The organism is Nocardia sp. NPDC052112 (genome assembly GCF_040680135.1).
Classification (GTDB): domain Bacteria; phylum Actinomycetota; class Actinomycetes; order Mycobacteriales; family Mycobacteriaceae; genus Nocardia.
Map to the genome: position 1 here is coordinate 1 of NZ_JBFAWD010000016.1, position 15,248 is coordinate 15,248.

At 67.0% G+C, this 15,248-nt stretch carries 12 protein-coding genes and 1 pseudogene; 8 read left to right on the plus strand and 5 right to left on the minus strand.

Annotated features, from left to right (window positions below):
- Nucleotides 1-345: 345 nt before the first annotated feature.
- Complete coding sequence (locus AB0L58_RS27580; RefSeq protein ID WP_364390743.1) at nucleotides 346-1,044, plus strand: class I SAM-dependent methyltransferase; 699 nt, start codon at nucleotides 346-348, stop codon at nucleotides 1,042-1,044.
- A 4-nt stretch (nucleotides 1,045-1,048) separates the two neighbouring features.
- On the opposite strand, the gene AB0L58_RS27585 is transcribed toward AB0L58_RS27580, so the two are convergent.
- Complete coding sequence (locus AB0L58_RS27585) at nucleotides 1,049-2,632, minus strand: DNA polymerase Y family protein (protein WP_364390745.1); 1,584 nt, start codon at nucleotides 2,630-2,632, stop codon at nucleotides 1,049-1,051.
- Between the two features lie 109 nt (nucleotides 2,633-2,741).
- Entirely contained in the window at nucleotides 2,742-3,422 is a 681-nt protein-coding gene (locus tag AB0L58_RS27590) for a hypothetical protein (RefSeq protein WP_364391082.1), read from the minus strand.
- Between the two features lie 449 nt (nucleotides 3,423-3,871).
- Between AB0L58_RS27590 and AB0L58_RS27595 the strand changes: the two genes are divergently transcribed.
- From AB0L58_RS27595 to AB0L58_RS27610, 4 genes and pseudogenes are all read left to right on the plus strand, one after another.
- Nucleotides 3,872-4,471: a TetR/AcrR family transcriptional regulator gene (locus tag AB0L58_RS27595; RefSeq protein WP_364390747.1), complete on the plus strand. Its 600-nt coding sequence runs from the start codon at nucleotides 3,872-3,874 to the stop codon at nucleotides 4,469-4,471.
- The gene (locus AB0L58_RS27600; RefSeq protein ID WP_364390748.1) at nucleotides 4,468-5,319 is read left to right on the plus strand and encodes a phytanoyl-CoA dioxygenase family protein; all 852 of its coding nucleotides are present in this window, start codon (nucleotides 4,468-4,470) and stop codon (nucleotides 5,317-5,319) included. The genes AB0L58_RS27595 and AB0L58_RS27600 overlap by 4 nt, the downstream gene beginning before the upstream one ends.
- A 53-nt stretch (nucleotides 5,320-5,372) precedes the next feature.
- Nucleotides 5,373-6,491 carry a serine/threonine-protein kinase gene (locus AB0L58_RS27605; RefSeq protein ID WP_364390749.1) on the plus strand — a complete coding sequence of 373 codons (1,119 nt, stop codon included), beginning with the start codon at nucleotides 5,373-5,375 and terminating at the stop codon, nucleotides 6,489-6,491.
- 2 nt (nucleotides 6,492-6,493) lie between these two features.
- A pseudogene (locus AB0L58_RS27610) lies at nucleotides 6,494-6,653 on the plus strand (tRNA (adenosine(37)-N6)-threonylcarbamoyltransferase complex transferase subunit TsaD); the annotation flags it as partial.
- A 130-nt stretch (nucleotides 6,654-6,783) separates the two neighbouring features.
- Here AB0L58_RS27610 and AB0L58_RS27615 read toward each other — a convergent pair.
- The 3 genes from AB0L58_RS27615 to AB0L58_RS27625 all read right to left on the minus strand — a co-directional run bounded on the left by AB0L58_RS27615 (nucleotide 6,784) and on the right by AB0L58_RS27625 (nucleotide 9,813).
- Nucleotides 6,784-7,419, minus strand: a complete 636-nt coding sequence (locus AB0L58_RS27615) for a response regulator transcription factor (protein WP_364391084.1) — start codon at nucleotides 7,417-7,419, stop codon at nucleotides 6,784-6,786.
- Nucleotides 7,420-7,708: 289 nt separating this feature from the next.
- Nucleotides 7,709-8,968 (minus strand): PspC domain-containing protein, encoded by a 1,260-nt coding sequence (locus AB0L58_RS27620; RefSeq protein WP_364391086.1) that lies wholly within the window; start codon nucleotides 8,966-8,968, stop codon nucleotides 7,709-7,711.
- A 218-nt stretch (nucleotides 8,969-9,186) separates the two neighbouring features.
- Complete coding sequence (locus AB0L58_RS27625) at nucleotides 9,187-9,813, minus strand: TetR/AcrR family transcriptional regulator (RefSeq protein WP_364390751.1); 627 nt, start codon at nucleotides 9,811-9,813, stop codon at nucleotides 9,187-9,189.
- 156 nt (nucleotides 9,814-9,969) lie between these two features.
- On the opposite strand from AB0L58_RS27625, the gene AB0L58_RS27630 reads away from it, so the two are divergent.
- The 3 genes from AB0L58_RS27630 to AB0L58_RS27640 all read left to right on the plus strand — a co-directional run bounded on the left by AB0L58_RS27630 (nucleotide 9,970) and on the right by AB0L58_RS27640 (nucleotide 15,211).
- On the plus strand, nucleotides 9,970-10,779 hold the full coding sequence (locus tag AB0L58_RS27630) for a thioesterase family protein (protein WP_364391088.1): 810 nt from the start codon (nucleotides 9,970-9,972) through the stop codon (nucleotides 10,777-10,779).
- Between the two features lie 141 nt (nucleotides 10,780-10,920).
- Nucleotides 10,921-11,094, plus strand: a complete 174-nt coding sequence (locus tag AB0L58_RS27635; RefSeq protein WP_364390752.1) for an MspA family porin — start codon at nucleotides 10,921-10,923, stop codon at nucleotides 11,092-11,094.
- Nucleotides 11,095-11,179: 85 nt separating this feature from the next.
- Nucleotides 11,180-15,211 carry an NACHT and WD repeat domain-containing protein gene (locus AB0L58_RS27640; protein WP_364390753.1) on the plus strand — a complete coding sequence of 1,344 codons (4,032 nt, stop codon included), beginning with the start codon at nucleotides 11,180-11,182 and terminating at the stop codon, nucleotides 15,209-15,211.
- The last annotated feature ends 37 nt before the right edge of the window (nucleotides 15,212-15,248 follow it).

Genomic DNA, 15,248 nt, shown 5'->3' on the forward strand with positions numbered 1-15,248 from the left:
GCAAACCCCACACCCGCGGCATACACAGCTCGACCCGCCAGACACAAAACGAACCACCAACGGGCCACGAGTAAGACTCACCCCACAGTGATCACTGATGACGAGACGTTCAGCACCCGATACACACGCACCAGACGAGGCAAACCCCACACCCGCGGCATACACAGCTCGACCCGCCAGACACAAAACGAACCACCAACGGGCCACGAGTAAGACTCACCCCACAGTGATCACCAGGTCGCATGGTCCGCGGATCTCCTTCGCTCGGCATTCGAAGCCATTTCACGGGGCGCGGTGCCGGAAATTGTCTGGCGGAGGCTGGTGGATCACGGCAATACTGCGGCCATGCCCTCCTTCGCGGACTTCGACCGCCGCAACTATCGCACCGTTGATGTCGCCGCCGGATACGACGGGTGGGCGCCGACGTATGAGCAGACCGTCATGGACGAGATGGACCTCGCGCTGTTGAATCGACTGCGGCGCCCGGACTGGGGTGCGGTGCGGCGCGCCGCGGATCTCGGCTGCGGGACCGGGCGGACCGGAGCCTGGTTGCGGGAGCGGGGAATTCGGCATATCGATGGCGTCGACGTGAGTGCGGGGATGCTGGCGCGGGCACGTGCGCGCGGCGTGCACACCGCACTTGCTCAGGCCGATGTATGCGACACCGGATTGACAAGTGGCGCATATGATTTGGTGATCTCCTCACTGATCGACGAGCACCTGGAAGAGCTCGCGCCCTTCTACGCGGAAGCCTGGCGGCTGGCCGCGCCCGGCGGCACCTGTGTCACGGTCAGCTATCACCCGCAGTTCATGATGGTGACCGGCATGCCGACGCACTACACCCCCGCGACCGGTGCGCCGGTCGCGATCAGCACGCATCTGCATTTGATCAGCGAACAGGTGTCGGCGGCAACGGCGGCGGGCTGGGTGCTCACCGAGATGGCCGAGGCGCTGGTGGATGACGCATGGCTCGCGGCCAAGCCGAAATGGGCCGAGCTGCGCGGACATCCGTTCACGCTGGCACTGGTGTGGTCGCGCACATAACCGGTCAGTCGTAAAGCCCCTCGGCGCGCCAGATCCGATCGTTGTAGATGAGCAGCAGGACACGAATATCGGCCGGTTCACCGGCGAGTTGCACCTGGATGCGGGCGGCGATTCCGGCACACAGGGTGTCGGACTCCGTGGTCCACCAGTGTTCGTCCACCGACCACGGACCTGCCCAGCCCGCGAGGTGCCACTGCCTGCTGCCCCAGCGCAACAGAGCCGGGTCGGCGGTGAACAGGCCGCGGTCGGTGACCTGCACGGGTGTCCCGTCGGCGGCCTCCAGATGCACCACAGGACGGTTCACCAGAATCACCGCGGGTGCGGGCCGGGGCAGGCGGCCGGGCCACGGCAGGGCCGGGTCGGCGGCCGGAATCGGCTCGTCACCGAGTGCGACCATGGTGATGCGCTCGGCGGGCCCGCGACCACCGCTGAGCACACCGACCCGCACCGCCTCGCCGCCGAGCAGCCCCTGCACCCGGATCAGGGCGCGGCGGGCCCGCTCGTCCTCCTCGCCGACGCCGCCCCACAGACCGAGTTGAAGTGCGCTCGCCGCAACGACTTCGACGGGTTCCAGGCGCAGCAGTGTGATCGGTGCGGTCGGCCGGTCGCGGCGGGTGAGCCAGCCGTCCAGCTGCCAGCGCACCCGATCCGCGGTGCCCTCCGGGGTCAATGGTTCGGCACACCGCCAGATACGCGAAAGTTGCTCACCCGCCTCGGTTTCCGCGAGCACCGACAATCGCGTGCAGGCCATCGAGGCATTGGACAGCTCCTCGTGCAGCTGGGTCGCGAGCAGGCGCCCCGCGAAGGCGGCGGCGTCGACCCGATCGATCGGCGGATCGCAGCGATATTGCACCGTCAGATCCTTCGGCGGGCGACGCACGGACGGCGGACGCTCCGGCACGGCCCTGGCGCAGCGGTGCGCCAGCACGGCATCGGCGCCGAAGCGCGAGGTGACCTCGATCGGGGTCAGCGCGGCGAAATCACCGATCCGCCGTAATCCCAAGCGGTGCAACAGATCCACCAGATCGAAGCGCTCCGGTGCGGACAGGCTCGGTTCGAGTGCGAGTTCGCGTACCGGCAGTGGTGCCAGGAATCGTGCACCGTCGCCGGGCGGCACGATCGCGGTGAAACGCGCGGCGATCACCGCCGTGGACAACTCGTCGGCAATGCCGATCTGCGCCTCCACCCCCACCGCCGCGGCCGCGTCGACGAGCTGTTCGGCCGCCGCCTCCTCGGACCCGAAAAACCGCGCCGCGCCCCGCGCACCGAGCACCAACAACCCGGGCCGCAGCACCTCCACTCCCGGCACCGTCGCGTCGATGGCCGCCACCACGGGCTCGAACAGTCGCGCATCGCGATCCGGATCTACCTGCGCGACATACACATTCGGACACCGTGCCTGCGCTTCCCGCTTGGTAAGCCCACGCCGCACCCCGTCACCCCTGGCAACGGCCGAACACTCCACCACCTTATTGGCGAACAACACCGCCACCGGCCGCGTCGCAGGCACCCGCGCCACCGCCGCCGCCGTCACCGCCGACCAGTCCGGACACCACAGCGCCAGCACCCGACTCGGCCGAATCACCATCCGGGCACCCCGTGTGAGGACCGGGCACCCGTTGTCAGGGGTGCCCGGTCGCAAGACAGGGTGCCCGGTACCGCTGGGAGTGTGGTGGGGTTACGGGAGGGTGCGGGGGTCATGATGCTGCACCGTGGGATTCGACGGTTTTGTCGGTGGGGGGTTCCAGGGATACCCATTCCAGTCGGGTTGCGTTGGGGCGTAGTTCGAGGCGGCCGTGGCAGGGTGCGGTTGCCTTGCCTCGGACCGCGACCTCCAGGCTGAGTGAGCGGAGGCGGCCGCGGCCCGCGCCGAGGCCGCCGTAGCCGGCGATGCGGGTGTCCACGCGCAGGGACGGATTGGGCCAGCGGCCATCGGTGACCACCAGGGTGGCTCCCTTGTTGCGGGCGCGGGCGGCGATGACGCGGGTGCGGGACGGGGCGACGGCGGCACCGGCGAGGCCGAGCACCACCAGGTCGAGGCCGTCGAGCAACACCGCGGCCACCTCTACCGGATCCGGCCCGGGATCGGCGACGACGGCGAGGCGCTGCAACTGCGCACCCATTTCGACCGCGGCGAGCAACCCGAGCCGCGGCATCCCGACCACCGCGGCATGCCCACCGCCCTCGGTCACCGCGGCGAGCAACCCGGCCAACAGCGAACTCGCACCCGAATAGGCCACCACCGACCCCTTGACCAGGCCACCATCGGGCAATAACTCCGCAAGGGCGGGCGGCACCGCAAGCGCTTCCCTGCGCAATTCGGCGGCGCGCGGAATCCGCTCGGCCGCCGCTTCTCCACGCCCGGGTATCGCGGCCATCCGTCGGCGCAGCTCATCCAGTGTCGGTTTATCCCTCGGCGGCGTCCCGACCCGCCGCCTCCCCGCCCCTGAATCCTCATCCGAACCCATCACAACCACCTACTTCCAACGATGGACCCGAGGCGAAGCGCGCGGCCCGAACCCCACGACCAAGGGCTCAGCACCGATCCAGCTATCGATCGATATCGAATATACGTTCGATACCCGCTCAGTAGAAACCCGCCCCTGACTTCCGTCAAGTACGCGCACCGGCCGCGATCACTTCGCAACGTCGCCGTTGTTTTTGAGTTGAACTCAACTTATTATCGGAGTCATGAGCCAGTGCAGCGAGCGAACATCAACGTGGCCTGTCGGTGCCGAGCGCCGGCGAGGCGGAGTCATGAGCGAGCGAACATCAACACAGCCGACATGTCGGTCATGACGGTGCCGAACGCCGGCGAGGCGGAATCATGAGCGACCAAGAATGGACCGGCCGCGGCGCGACGGCACGCAGGCGACTGCTGGCGGCGGCGCACGCGGAGCTGAGCGAAACCGGCGAACTCGAGGTGGCCGCCGTCGCGCGGCGCGCCGGAGTCAGCGTCGGGCTGCCCTACCGATACTTCGGCTCACGCAGCGGACTGCTCACCGCCGTCATCACCGACTTCTACGACCGACTCGGCGAAACCGTCACCTACGCGGAATTCGCCGGAAAGGATTGGCGCGAACGCGAACACGCGCGCGTGGTGGCCTGGGTGAACTTCCTCTACGACGATCCGCTCGCCCCCGTCGCGCTCGGACGATTCGGTGACGCCGAGGCGGCGGGCGTGGAACGGCAACGGCTGCAGCAGGCGATCGAGGTCGGCATCCGAAATATGGCGCAGGGCCAGCGCCAGGGCATGGTGCCCGCGGACCGGGATCCGGAATTGCTCGTCGCGGCCGTCCTCGGCGGCGTGCACATGGCCGTTGCGGTGGCGCTCACTCGCGACCCGCGCCCGGACCGCGCCGTCGTCGCCGACCAGGTATGGGAATTCGTGGCCGGAGCAACCGGCTCGGGAAAGGAAGACCGATGAGCAATGCACAACCGGAGGTCGAACGACTCGAGGACCTCGCGGGCGACCTGTCCCGAACCCATCGCGCGGTGCACGAAGTTCGCGATGTCCCCGCCGCGCAGCTGGACGCCGATCTCGCCGCCCTCGATCGCGACGGCTACGTGATTCTCGAGGGCCTGCTCGACGCGGCGCAGTGCGCGGCACTTCGCACCGAACTCCTCCCCCTGCTCGGCCCGAATGGGCGAAATGCGTTCGAGGGCCACCGGACTCAGCGGTTTTACAGCGTGCTCGGCAAGACCCGCATGGTCGATCGGCTGGTCGACCACCCCCGCGTGCTCGCCCTCTTGGATCGACTTCTGCTACCCGGATATCTGCTGTCGCAGTTGCAGATCATCAATATCGCCCCCGGTGAGAATGCCCAGCTCTTGCATCCCGACGACGGCTTCTATCCGGTGCCGCGACCACGAAAGGCATTGTCGGCGGCTACCATCTGGGCGATCGACGAATTCACTGCCGAGAACGGCGCGACGATGCTGATCCCGGGCAGTCACCGCTGGCCGGACGGTCGGACACCACAGGAGGACGATGTCCGCGTGCCAGGAGTCATGCCCGCCGGATCCTGCGTGTTCTTCCTCGGCACGCTCTGGCACGGTGGCGGTGCGAATCGCTCGGCGAACTCGCGGTTGGCCGCCACCGCGCAATACTGCGAGCCGTGGTTGCGCACCCAGGAGGCCTTCACCCTCTCGACAAGTCGCGATACGGCGCGCGCGGTCTCACCCGAAATCCGGCGCATGCTCGGCTACAACATTCACCCGCCCTTCATCGGCATGGTGGACGGCATGCACCCGGATCGGCTGCTGACGCAATAGGCTGTCGGCCTCGAATCAGGCCAGCTAGCCTCATTTTCCGCTACCCTGCACCCGTGACCGAACGCGCTCGTCCCATTGTCGGCCCCGATTATCTGGTTGCCGGCCGCTACCGTCTGCAGTCGAAGCTGGGTGGCGGCGGTATGGGCGCGGTATGGCTCGCAACCGATCGCCTGCTCAACCGGGATGTCGCGATCAAGCAGGTGCTCTCCACCGCCGGACTTCCGGAGGCGGAGGCCAATGAGATCCGCAACCGGATCATGCACGAGGGCCGGGTCGCGGCCAAGCTCTCGCATGAGCACGCCATCGCCGTCTACGACGTGGTGCTGGAGGCCGGTGAGCCCTGGCTGGTGATGGAGCATCTGCCATCGCGCAGTGTCGCAAGGGCTTTGGCGTTGGTGAATACGCTGCCGCCGATCGAGGTGGCACAGATCGGGGCGCAGGTCGCCGACGCATTGGCTGCCGCGCACGCCGCGGGCATCGTGCACCGCGATATCAAACCGGGCAATATCCTCGTCGCCGACCGCGGCACCGGCGTCGGCATGGCCAAACTCAGCGACTTCGGCATCTCGCGCGGCGCGACCGACAGCTCCGACGAACCGGACGGCGTGATCACCGGCACCCCGGCCTACCTTCCCCCGGAGGTGGCGCGCGGCGCGCAGCCGACCACGGCCAGCGATGTGTTCTCCCTCGGTGCCACGCTCTACACCGCGATCGAGGGGCAACCGCCGTTCGGCATGGACGACGACACCGATGCCGTGGTCTATCGCGCGGCCATGGCCCAGATCATCCCGCCGAGCCGCAGCGGCATGCTCACCAATGCCTTGCTGCACATGATGGAACCGGCCCCGCAGCGCAGGCCGACCATGGCCGAGGCGCGGGACGAAATCCTCACCGCCGCATTCGGTCCCGGCACCGGTCCGTATATTCTCGGCGCTCCGGTCCGCACCGAGGACGGCACCATTCCGGCCTGGGCGGCACGCAATTCGGCATCGGGCCTGCGCAGCCCGCATTCGACTCCACTGCCGCGCCCGCACCGCAACCCATCAGCCCCAGTGGCCGCCGCACCCCAGCGCCCGAAGCCGAAGGAACCGAGCAATGCCCCGCTCGCCATCGCCGTCGGCCTGCTGATCGGCCTGATCATCATCATCGCCATCATCATCGCCATGATGTAATCCGCTGCGCCACAGCCGGATTACGCCTCCGTGTCCCCAGACCTCGCCTGTACACCAAGGGCGTAATAATCGCCGCCCCAGGCGCCCAGCGGCGCACCCCCCTCCGCCCTGACCGTCGCCACCCACCCCGGCCTCCCCATCTCCATCAGCCAAGTCAACTAACTGCGATCAAGATCAGGTGGACATGTTGGCGGCGGCTTCTCGCTTGGCCGCCATAGTTTCCCCCTGATCACTTGTCCAACGGCGCGGCGGCCGCCGGGGGAGGGGTGCGCGGTGGACGGAATGCCTGGGGTCAGTCGATGCGGCGGCGGTGGGCCCAGCGGGTGAGGGCGTTGCGGTTGGATTGTTGGGTTTTGCGGAGCACGTTGGAGGCGTGTGTTTCAACGGTTTTCACCGAGATGTAGAGCTTCTCCGCGATTTCCCGATATGTGTAGCCGCGGGCGAGCAAGCGCAGCACCTCCAATTCGCGTGGGGTGAGCGAATCGAGTTCGGGATCCAGCGGTGGCTCCGGCACCGGTGATTTTCCGGTGAACGAGTCGAGTACGAAACCGGCCAGCCGCGGGCTGAACACCGCATCACCACCGGCGACCCGCCGAATGCCGTCGGCCAGTTCGGATCCCGAGATCGTCTTGGTCACGTAGCCGCGCGCACCCGCACGGATCACCGCGATCACATCCTCGGCCGCGTCGGAGACGCTCAATGCCAGGCACACCGGACCGTCATCGATCCCGGACAGCACCGCGACCCCGCCACCGTCGGGCATATGCACATCGAGCAGTACGACGTCCGGACGCGCGGCATTGATTCCGGCGACCGCCTCGGCCACGCCCCCGGCCTCCCCGACGACCTCCATATCGGTCTCCCGGCTCAATTCGGCCCGCACACCCGAGCGGAATACGGCGTGATCATCGACGAGAAAGACCCGCACGGCCACCTACTTCTCCTCACCCTCGGTGGATCGACCCACCCTGACGCACGGACCGCCCGCAGGCCGTCCGCACTTCATCGGTACCACAACAGCCACCACATCCGCCGCCATCGAAGGCCACCGAACACACCGCACCATCGCCAACGACCGAGTGCGACGCCTCGAGTCCGCTGCCGACCGACCAGAGCGGACGCGCTCCGACGGCACCCGGTCCGAACCCTTCCGACCGCGTCCCGAGTTCCGTCGATGCGGCACCGTCGGGCTCACCGCAGATCCCGAAACGGCGCGATCATCGACAGTTGCGAACCGTCTGCCGTACCCCATCACCCTGGTCGTCGCCGACCGGCACGTCCTCGGCCCGATCTTGATCACCGGAATCGGTGCGCGGCATGATGATCCGTACCTCGGTGCCCCGACCGGGTGTGGACAGAATCTCCACCTGACCGCCGCGCCGCTCGATTCTGGCGCGAATGGATTTCGCGACACCCCGCCGATCCTGCGGCACCGCCGTGATATCGAATCCGGCCCCGCGATCGCGCACGAAAATGCTCACCTGATGCGGTTCCGCCTCGGCGAACAGATCGATCTCCGGGACACCCGCATGTTTGGCCGCATTCACCAGCGCCTCCCGGCTCGCGCCGAGCAATGCGGTGAAATGCTCCTTCGGCAGGCCGGATCCGCTGTCGGCACCATCCATCGTCACATCGCCGACGGTGACCGGAGTCACCTTCACCCCGTGCTGATCCTCGACCTCGCCCGCGATCGTGCGCAGCGCCGCGGCCAGACTCGACTGTGCGGGCGCGGAATCCTCGAACAGCCAGCGCCGCAGTTCCCGCTCCTGACTGCGCGCCAGCCGGGCCACCTCTTGTGGATCGTCGGCCTGACGCTGGATCAGCGCCAAGGTCTGCAGCACCGAATCGTGCAGGTGGGACGCGATTTCCTCGCGTTCCTCATTGCGAATCCGAGCCGCGCGCTCGGCATTCAGCGCGCGCATCATGCGCAGCCACAGCGGCACCGTCAGTAGACCGGCGCCGATCAGCGTCACCGCCACCGCGATCAGTGCCGAGCCGAGCGAACTCAGATCGATCCTGGCCAGCACCACCACACCGAGACCGAGCACGATCATCGTGATCCCGGCGACGATGCGCGACCAAGTCACCACCGACGGTCGCGCGGGCAGTCCGAGCAGTGACCGCGGGCCGTCGGTGTCGTATTCGCGCCACACCAGTGCCGCACCCACCGCCACCACGACGATCGGCACGATCACCTTCGCCGCGGTACCGCTGAACAACCACGAAACCCCGACCGCGAGCCCGAGTCCGAGTAGGGCCAATCCGATCGCCTGACGGCGCTCCCTACCGGTCGGCTTTACCGCATCGTGGCCGCCCGGCGTGAAGATCCACAGCATCCCGTAGGCGACGATCCCGGCCCCCGCGAGCGCGGACAGCAAGACGAATGCCATCCGCACCTTGAACACATCGAGCCCGAGATGATCGGCGACACCACCGGCCACACCACCGACGATCCGGCCGCCCGAACGCCGCACCATCCTCGGATACGGCGGGGTCGGCGGAAGGGCCGGCACGGCGCCGAAGCGGCCAGGGCCGGGCGCGAACCCGGGCGCGGCGCCGAAACCTCGGGGATCGGCGCCCCGAGCAGCATCGAACGCGGGCACGGACGGGTACATGCCTTCGATACTGGCACGGCATACCGACACCCGACCATCAGGAATCACCCTGATCTTCACCGATTCGCGACCATCGGCGATCAGGCTCGGAGGAACAGCCGCAGAGCCGCGTCGACGACGGCGGCGCGAGTTCGATTGTCCGGATCGGCGTCCGGACGCAGCCAGATGGAGGCGTGGTTGAGGATGCCGTGCAGGCAGTGCAGGGCGACCGACGGATCCGGGCAATCGAACTCGCCGGCGGCGATGCCGCGGTCGATGACATCACGGAAGAGCTGGTCGTGGCGGCGGCGCATCGTCTTGATGGCTTCGCTGTGCTCATCCGGCCACGGCGCGGGGAACGAGAAGAGCTTGCCTACTTCGGGGTACAGCACCGTGAGCATGTGTAGCTGCTCGGTGACGAGCGTGCGCAGCTGATCGGTGGCGGACCGGTCGGCAACGGCGTCGAGGGCTTCGCCGAGACGGGTCATGACGTCGGTGGTGAGCTTCGCCAAGGCCGCGGCGACCAGTGCGTCCTTACTCGGAAAGTAGTGGTAAAGCGTGGCTTTCGCGATATCGGTGCGCTCGGCCACATCTTCGAAGCGCATGCCCTGATATCCGCTGCCGGACAGGATCTGCAGTGCGGCCGCGATCATCTCCGCCTTGCGGCGATCGCGACGGCGAGCCGCGCGCCCGGCGGGAGCGGCTGCCCCGTCCACCGTCGATGTCATCGGCCGATCATATCCGGGGGCAGCTGTCGAAAAATCCACCGTCAACCGCACGGATGGACCTGGCGGTCGATAACTCGACCGCACCCGTGAATTCAACCACAAAGACTATCTTCCGACTATCTATACGGAAATTCGACCCTTAGGTTGATATTTGTGATGGACACGACCGGACCCGAACCCAGCTACTTCGAACGAGTCGGCGCGCACCGCTTCGCCCCGACCGGCCATGCGAGCGGGGCATGGGCCACCGACGAGCAGCACTTCAGCCCGCTCGGAGGGCTGATCGTCCACGAGATCGAACGAGTGCGGGCGCACCAACAGCGCCCCGCCCTGGTGCTGAGCCGCATCAGCTTCGACATCCTCGGCCGAATCGCGTTCGAGGAGTTCGATATCCACGTGCAGACCGTCCGGCCCGGCCGCACCATCGAACTCGTCCAGGCGACGGTCACCGTCGCGGGCCGCGATACCGTTTCCGCGCGCGCATGGTTCCTCGACACCCACGACACCGATAATGTCGCGGGCGGCGAGCCCGACCGGCTCCCGGAGCCCGAATCACTGCCGTCATGGCCGTTCACTTCGGTGTGGCCCGGCGGATACATCAATTCCCTCGACACCCGCGCGGTCGGGATCCCGCAGCCCGGACGTACCACCGCGTGGATCACCACGCCGCTGGACCTGGTGGCCGGTGAACAAGCCAGCACCCTCGCGTCATACATCGCCCTCGTCGATACCGCGAACGGCATCGCGGTCCGGCAGGAACCCACCAAATGGATGTTCCCCAACCTGGACTTGACCATCCATCTCTATCGCCGACCCGAAGGCCGATGGACCGGCCTCGACACCCATGTCACCTTCGGCCGAACCGGCCAGGGCCTGACCTCCACGGTCCTGCACGACACCCGCGGCCCCATCGGATACGCCCAGCAGATTCTCACCGTCCGCCCACAACCAGAGCATCGGCCATGACGGCAGCCCGAGCGTCCGGGTCGGACAAGCTGACCTCTCGTTCTTATCCGCCGCTCAGCCGCCGCACGCGGTAACTGCTCACCGCCACCGCCTTGGTCGGAATCGCCGTGGCGGGTGCGCCATCGGCCCGATGCGCACGGGATGGCTCCACACGAGAAGAACTACTCGGGCCCAGGGGGATTCGAACTCGCCGTCGGCCACATGGACGAACAGTTCCGCGCGGTGCTCCCACTCAACGGAATGCCGGCCAACCGAGAGGTGTTCCTGGACAACACCTTCTACGGCACCATCCCCGCGAATGCACGGGCACCATGAAGGCCGGCTACCTCGTCGCCCACCCCCGAACCGGCTAAATTGTTCTTATGTCTGTATCGCCCAGGAGTTTCGCCGGGCGCACGTGGTGACCGGGGCCGCCACCGCCGAAGACCGGGGGGAAATCCGAACACCACGTGCGATTTTCGCGCAACGGTTCGCTGATCTCTATGCCGCCGCGGGCAATCCGACATTGCGGCGGGTGGCCAATGCCGCCGCGGCGAGGATGCGGGCCGCGCAAGGTACGCGGGCCGCGGCGACTGCTTCGGTGCAGCGGATCAGTGATTGGAAAGCGGGGCGCAATGTTCCGGCTCGTTTCGAATCGCTGCTTCCGGTGGTGCTCACCCTGATCGACCTGGCCAAGAAGGCCGAACCGCAGACAGCTCGGCGGTTGCTGGAAGTCCGTGAATGGCAGCGGCTCTGGCAAGCCGCCATCGCCTGGACGCCGGATGACGAGGACGATGCGGCCTGCCCTTACCTGGGGCTCACCTCGTATCGCAAACAGCACAGGGACATCTTCTTCGGCAGAACCCGGTCCACTGCCGAACTCACCGATTTGGTCCAGGCCGCCGCCGACACGGACGGTATCGCTGTCCTGATCGGCGCATCGGGGGCGGGCAAGTCGTCGCTGTTGGCGGCGGGACTCATCCCCACTGTCACCGCCGACAACTGGTCGACCGTGGCGATGACGCCGGGGGTGACACCACTTTCCGCGCTGGCGAACGCTTTTCACGCCGATCACCCGATCGCGAATCCGTCCGCGGACGAGGTGTTCGCGGCACTCGATCGGTGGAGCATCGGCCAGCGGCGTCTGCTCATCGTGGACCAGTTCGAGGAGCTGTTCACCGCCTGTCCGGATGAACGCGAGCGCGAAGCCTTTCTGCAGGTCTTGGACCGCTGCGCCACCCGGCCCGACGATGCCATCGCCGTCATCATCGCCCTGCGCGCCGATTTCTATGCCCACTGCCTGGACTATCCGATCCTGCAGCACGCTCTCGAACAACGCAGCTATCTGCTCGGCCCCATGCGGCTGGACGAACTCGCCCAGGCACTCACCGGACCGGCCAACCACGCCGGGCTCGAACTGGAGTCCGGTCTGGAGGAGTTGGTGATCACCGAACTCTGCGGAGTCGGTGATCACGAGAACCGCCAGAGCTACGATCCGGGCGCACTTCCGCTGCTCTCCCACGTCATGGCCGCCACCTGGCAGCACCGTGAAGGTCGCAAACTCACCATCGCCGGATATCGCAAGGCGGGCGGTGTCGTCGGCTCCATCGCCGCCACCGCCGAACAGGCATGGAGCGAACTGTCCGACACCCAGCAGGCCGCCGCGAAGGATGTCCTACTCGGACTCGTTGCCGTCGCCAATGATTCGCGTGATACCCGGCGCATCGCCGCGCGCCCGACCCTGCTGCAACGCACCACCGACCCGGTATCCGCCACGGCCGCACTGGAACTGCTGGCCCGCACCCGCCTCATCACCCTCGACTCCGGCTCGGTGTACCTGACCCACGAGATCGTGCTGGATGCGTGGCCGCGCCTACACACCTGGATCGATGAAGACCGTGTCGGCTACCTGGTCCGGCAGCGGCTGGAAGCCGATGCCGCGGAATGGGATTCGACCGGGCAGGATCGCTCACTGCTCTATCGGGGCACCCGGCTCGAGACCGCTCTCGGTCATGTCGATCCACCCGTGGTCGGCGGTCAGGTCCGCACCTTCCTCGATCGTTCCCGAGCAGCGCGAACACGCAGCCGCAGACAGTCATCGGTGACCCGCGTAGTTTTCGCCATGCTCGGCGTCGGCCTACTCGTACTCGGCACAGCTGCCTACGCACAGGTCGAGCGCACCGAACAGCAACGCAACGACAAGAACTTCGGATCCGTATTGGCAGAGGCGGATCGACTACAGCAAATCGATCCATCCTTGTCCGCACAGCTATATCTCGTTGCCGAACAACTCAGGCCGGGCGATCCGGAGGTGCGGGCACGGTTGCTCGCGACCCAGAACGTCCCCCTCGCAACGCCATTCGTCGCACACGAGGAGCGGATAAGGACCATCGCCTATCGCCCGGATGGCCGGGTGCTGGCCTCGGCGAGCAACGACAACACTATCCGCCTCTGGGACGTCGCCGATCCACGACATCCCCGCCCGCTGGGCGAGCCCTTACGCGAATCCCCTTCCGGGGCAATGTCCATGGCATTCAACCGTGATGGCACGGTACTCGCGACCACCGGCACGTCGGCGCAGCCACAGCTGTGGGATGTCCATGATCCGGCGCATCCCCTGCTGTTCGGATCACCGCCGACTACCACCGGGGAAAAGGGCTATCTGGTGTCCTTCAGTCCGAACGGGCGGACGCTGGCAGTCGGATCCATGCGCGATAAGGGCGTCACCCTATGGGACGTCGGCAATCCGGCCGAACCGATCCAGGGTCGCTTCATTCCCGCGCCGCATGATCGGGACCTCTCCGCGTTCGCGTTCAGCGGCAACGGGCGACTACTGGCCGTCGCGACCAGCGACTGGGACCGCAGTACCGCGACGGTCGAATTGTGGACCGTCCCCGACGCGGGGGAGGTCACCCACGCTGGAAAACCATTCGAGGTGGCCCACAATGTCGAGGCAATCCGGTTCAGCCCCGATAACACCGCATTCGCCCTGGCCGGTCCACGCCTGACCGTACGACATACCTACGTCAGCGTGACCCAGTTATGGGCCGTCGATCATCCCGCCCAGCCGCGCCCGCTCGGAACTCCGCTGGTGGATACCGTGGTTCAGCAGCCCGTCCCCCTGCTCGACTTCAGCCCGAACGGCCGCACGCTGGCAACCGGCGGCTCCACCGGTGCGAGACTATGGAATATCGCCGATCCCGCGCAGCCGACCCCGCTGGGCGCCCTGCTGTCGGCGATTCCGTCGCGCTGCCTCGACGAGGCGAAGATTCCTACCCGATGTAGCGGTGAACCGACGGGACTGGCATTCAGCCCGGACGGAAAGAACTTGGCCGTCGGTGGCAGCGAGGGAATCGTGCGGCTGTGGACGCTGGCCCCAGCGGTGCTCGATGGACACACCGATTGGGGCAGGAGTCCGATATTCGACGCGACCGGCACCCGAATGGTGAGCGATTCCAGCGACGGCACGTTCGTCATATGGGATACCAGCAACCCCCGGGAGCCGGTCCGGATCGGGGAACTCCGGGCCAGACCGGGATCATCGATCCGGGCCTCGAGCCCCGACGGGAAGTCCCTGATCGCGCAGGACGGCGCGACCGGGCCGCTGGTCCTTGTCGACCTGTCCGACCCGAAGCGCATGCGAATATCCGACAACTGGCAGGCCGCATCGTCGCAATGGTCGCACCTGAACTTCAACGGTGACTGGACCCTGGCGGCGCTGACTCCGGATGCCAAGGTCGAGGCCTTCCAACTCGCGAACATTACGGACCGCTCCCGCCCGGTGCTACTGGGAACACCGACATCCGTGGCTCCCGCGCAGGTCCAAGCCCTCGGATTCAATCCGACCGGGCCGACCCTCGCGGTGATCGAAGCGACGCTGTCCGAACCGGGCTCCCCAGCGATGGCTCTACGAACCAGGCTGGCGCTGTGGGATATCTCCAACCCGGACCGCCCTGTCCGGCTGGGGGCATCCGCGCCGGAGCACTCGTCGTTGATGCTCGACGTGATCATGCACCCCGACGGCCACACCGCCGTCACCGTGGCGAACGAAACGTTCCAGGTCTGGGACATCGGTAACCCGGCCTCGCCCGAACCGATCGGTGATCGGGTCACCGCACATAATCTGGCGATCATCTCGACCTCGTTCAGCCCCGACGGCACGATCATGGCCACCAGCGGAAACGACGGTTCGGTGCGGTTGTGGGATTTCACCGATCGCCGTCATCCCCGCCTCCTGTCCAGTTCCATCGCACCGTTCGGCCCCAACGTCTGGTTCATCCAGTTCCGTCCGCAAGGCAACTATCTGTCCGCTTCGAGCAGCGATGGCGCGCGACGGCTGTGGGATCTGGACGAGCGGCACGCCATCGAGCGCATCTGCCGTGCCACCCTCATGACGCCTGAACTGTGGCAGCGTCACCTTCCCCAGCTCACCTACCGTCCGCCCTGCGCCTGAACAAGAGACCGCTTGGTCCAAAGAGATCAGAGATTTT

Coding starts and splice junctions, on each gene's coding strand:
- AB0L58_RS27630 (WP_364391088.1), top strand. CDS start 9,970: ATGGACACGACCGGACCCGAACCCAGCTACTTCGAACGAGTCGGCGCG.
- AB0L58_RS27585 (WP_364390745.1), bottom strand. CDS start 2,632: ATGGTGATTCGGCCGAGTCGGGTGCTGGCGCTGTGGTGTCCGGACTGG.
- AB0L58_RS27595 (WP_364390747.1), top strand. CDS start 3,872: ATGAGCGACCAAGAATGGACCGGCCGCGGCGCGACGGCACGCAGGCGA.
- AB0L58_RS27590 (WP_364391082.1), bottom strand. CDS start 3,422: ATGGCCGCGATACCCGGGCGTGGAGAAGCGGCGGCCGAGCGGATTCCG.
- AB0L58_RS27600 (WP_364390748.1), top strand. CDS start 4,468: ATGAGCAATGCACAACCGGAGGTCGAACGACTCGAGGACCTCGCGGGC.
- AB0L58_RS27635 (WP_364390752.1), top strand. CDS start 10,921: ATGGCTCCACACGAGAAGAACTACTCGGGCCCAGGGGGATTCGAACTC.
- AB0L58_RS27625 (WP_364390751.1), bottom strand. CDS start 9,813: ATGACATCGACGGTGGACGGGGCAGCCGCTCCCGCCGGGCGCGCGGCT.
- AB0L58_RS27580 (WP_364390743.1), top strand. CDS start 346: ATGCCCTCCTTCGCGGACTTCGACCGCCGCAACTATCGCACCGTTGAT.
- AB0L58_RS27620 (WP_364391086.1), bottom strand. CDS start 8,968: ATGGTGCGGCGTTCGGGCGGCCGGATCGTCGGTGGTGTGGCCGGTGGT.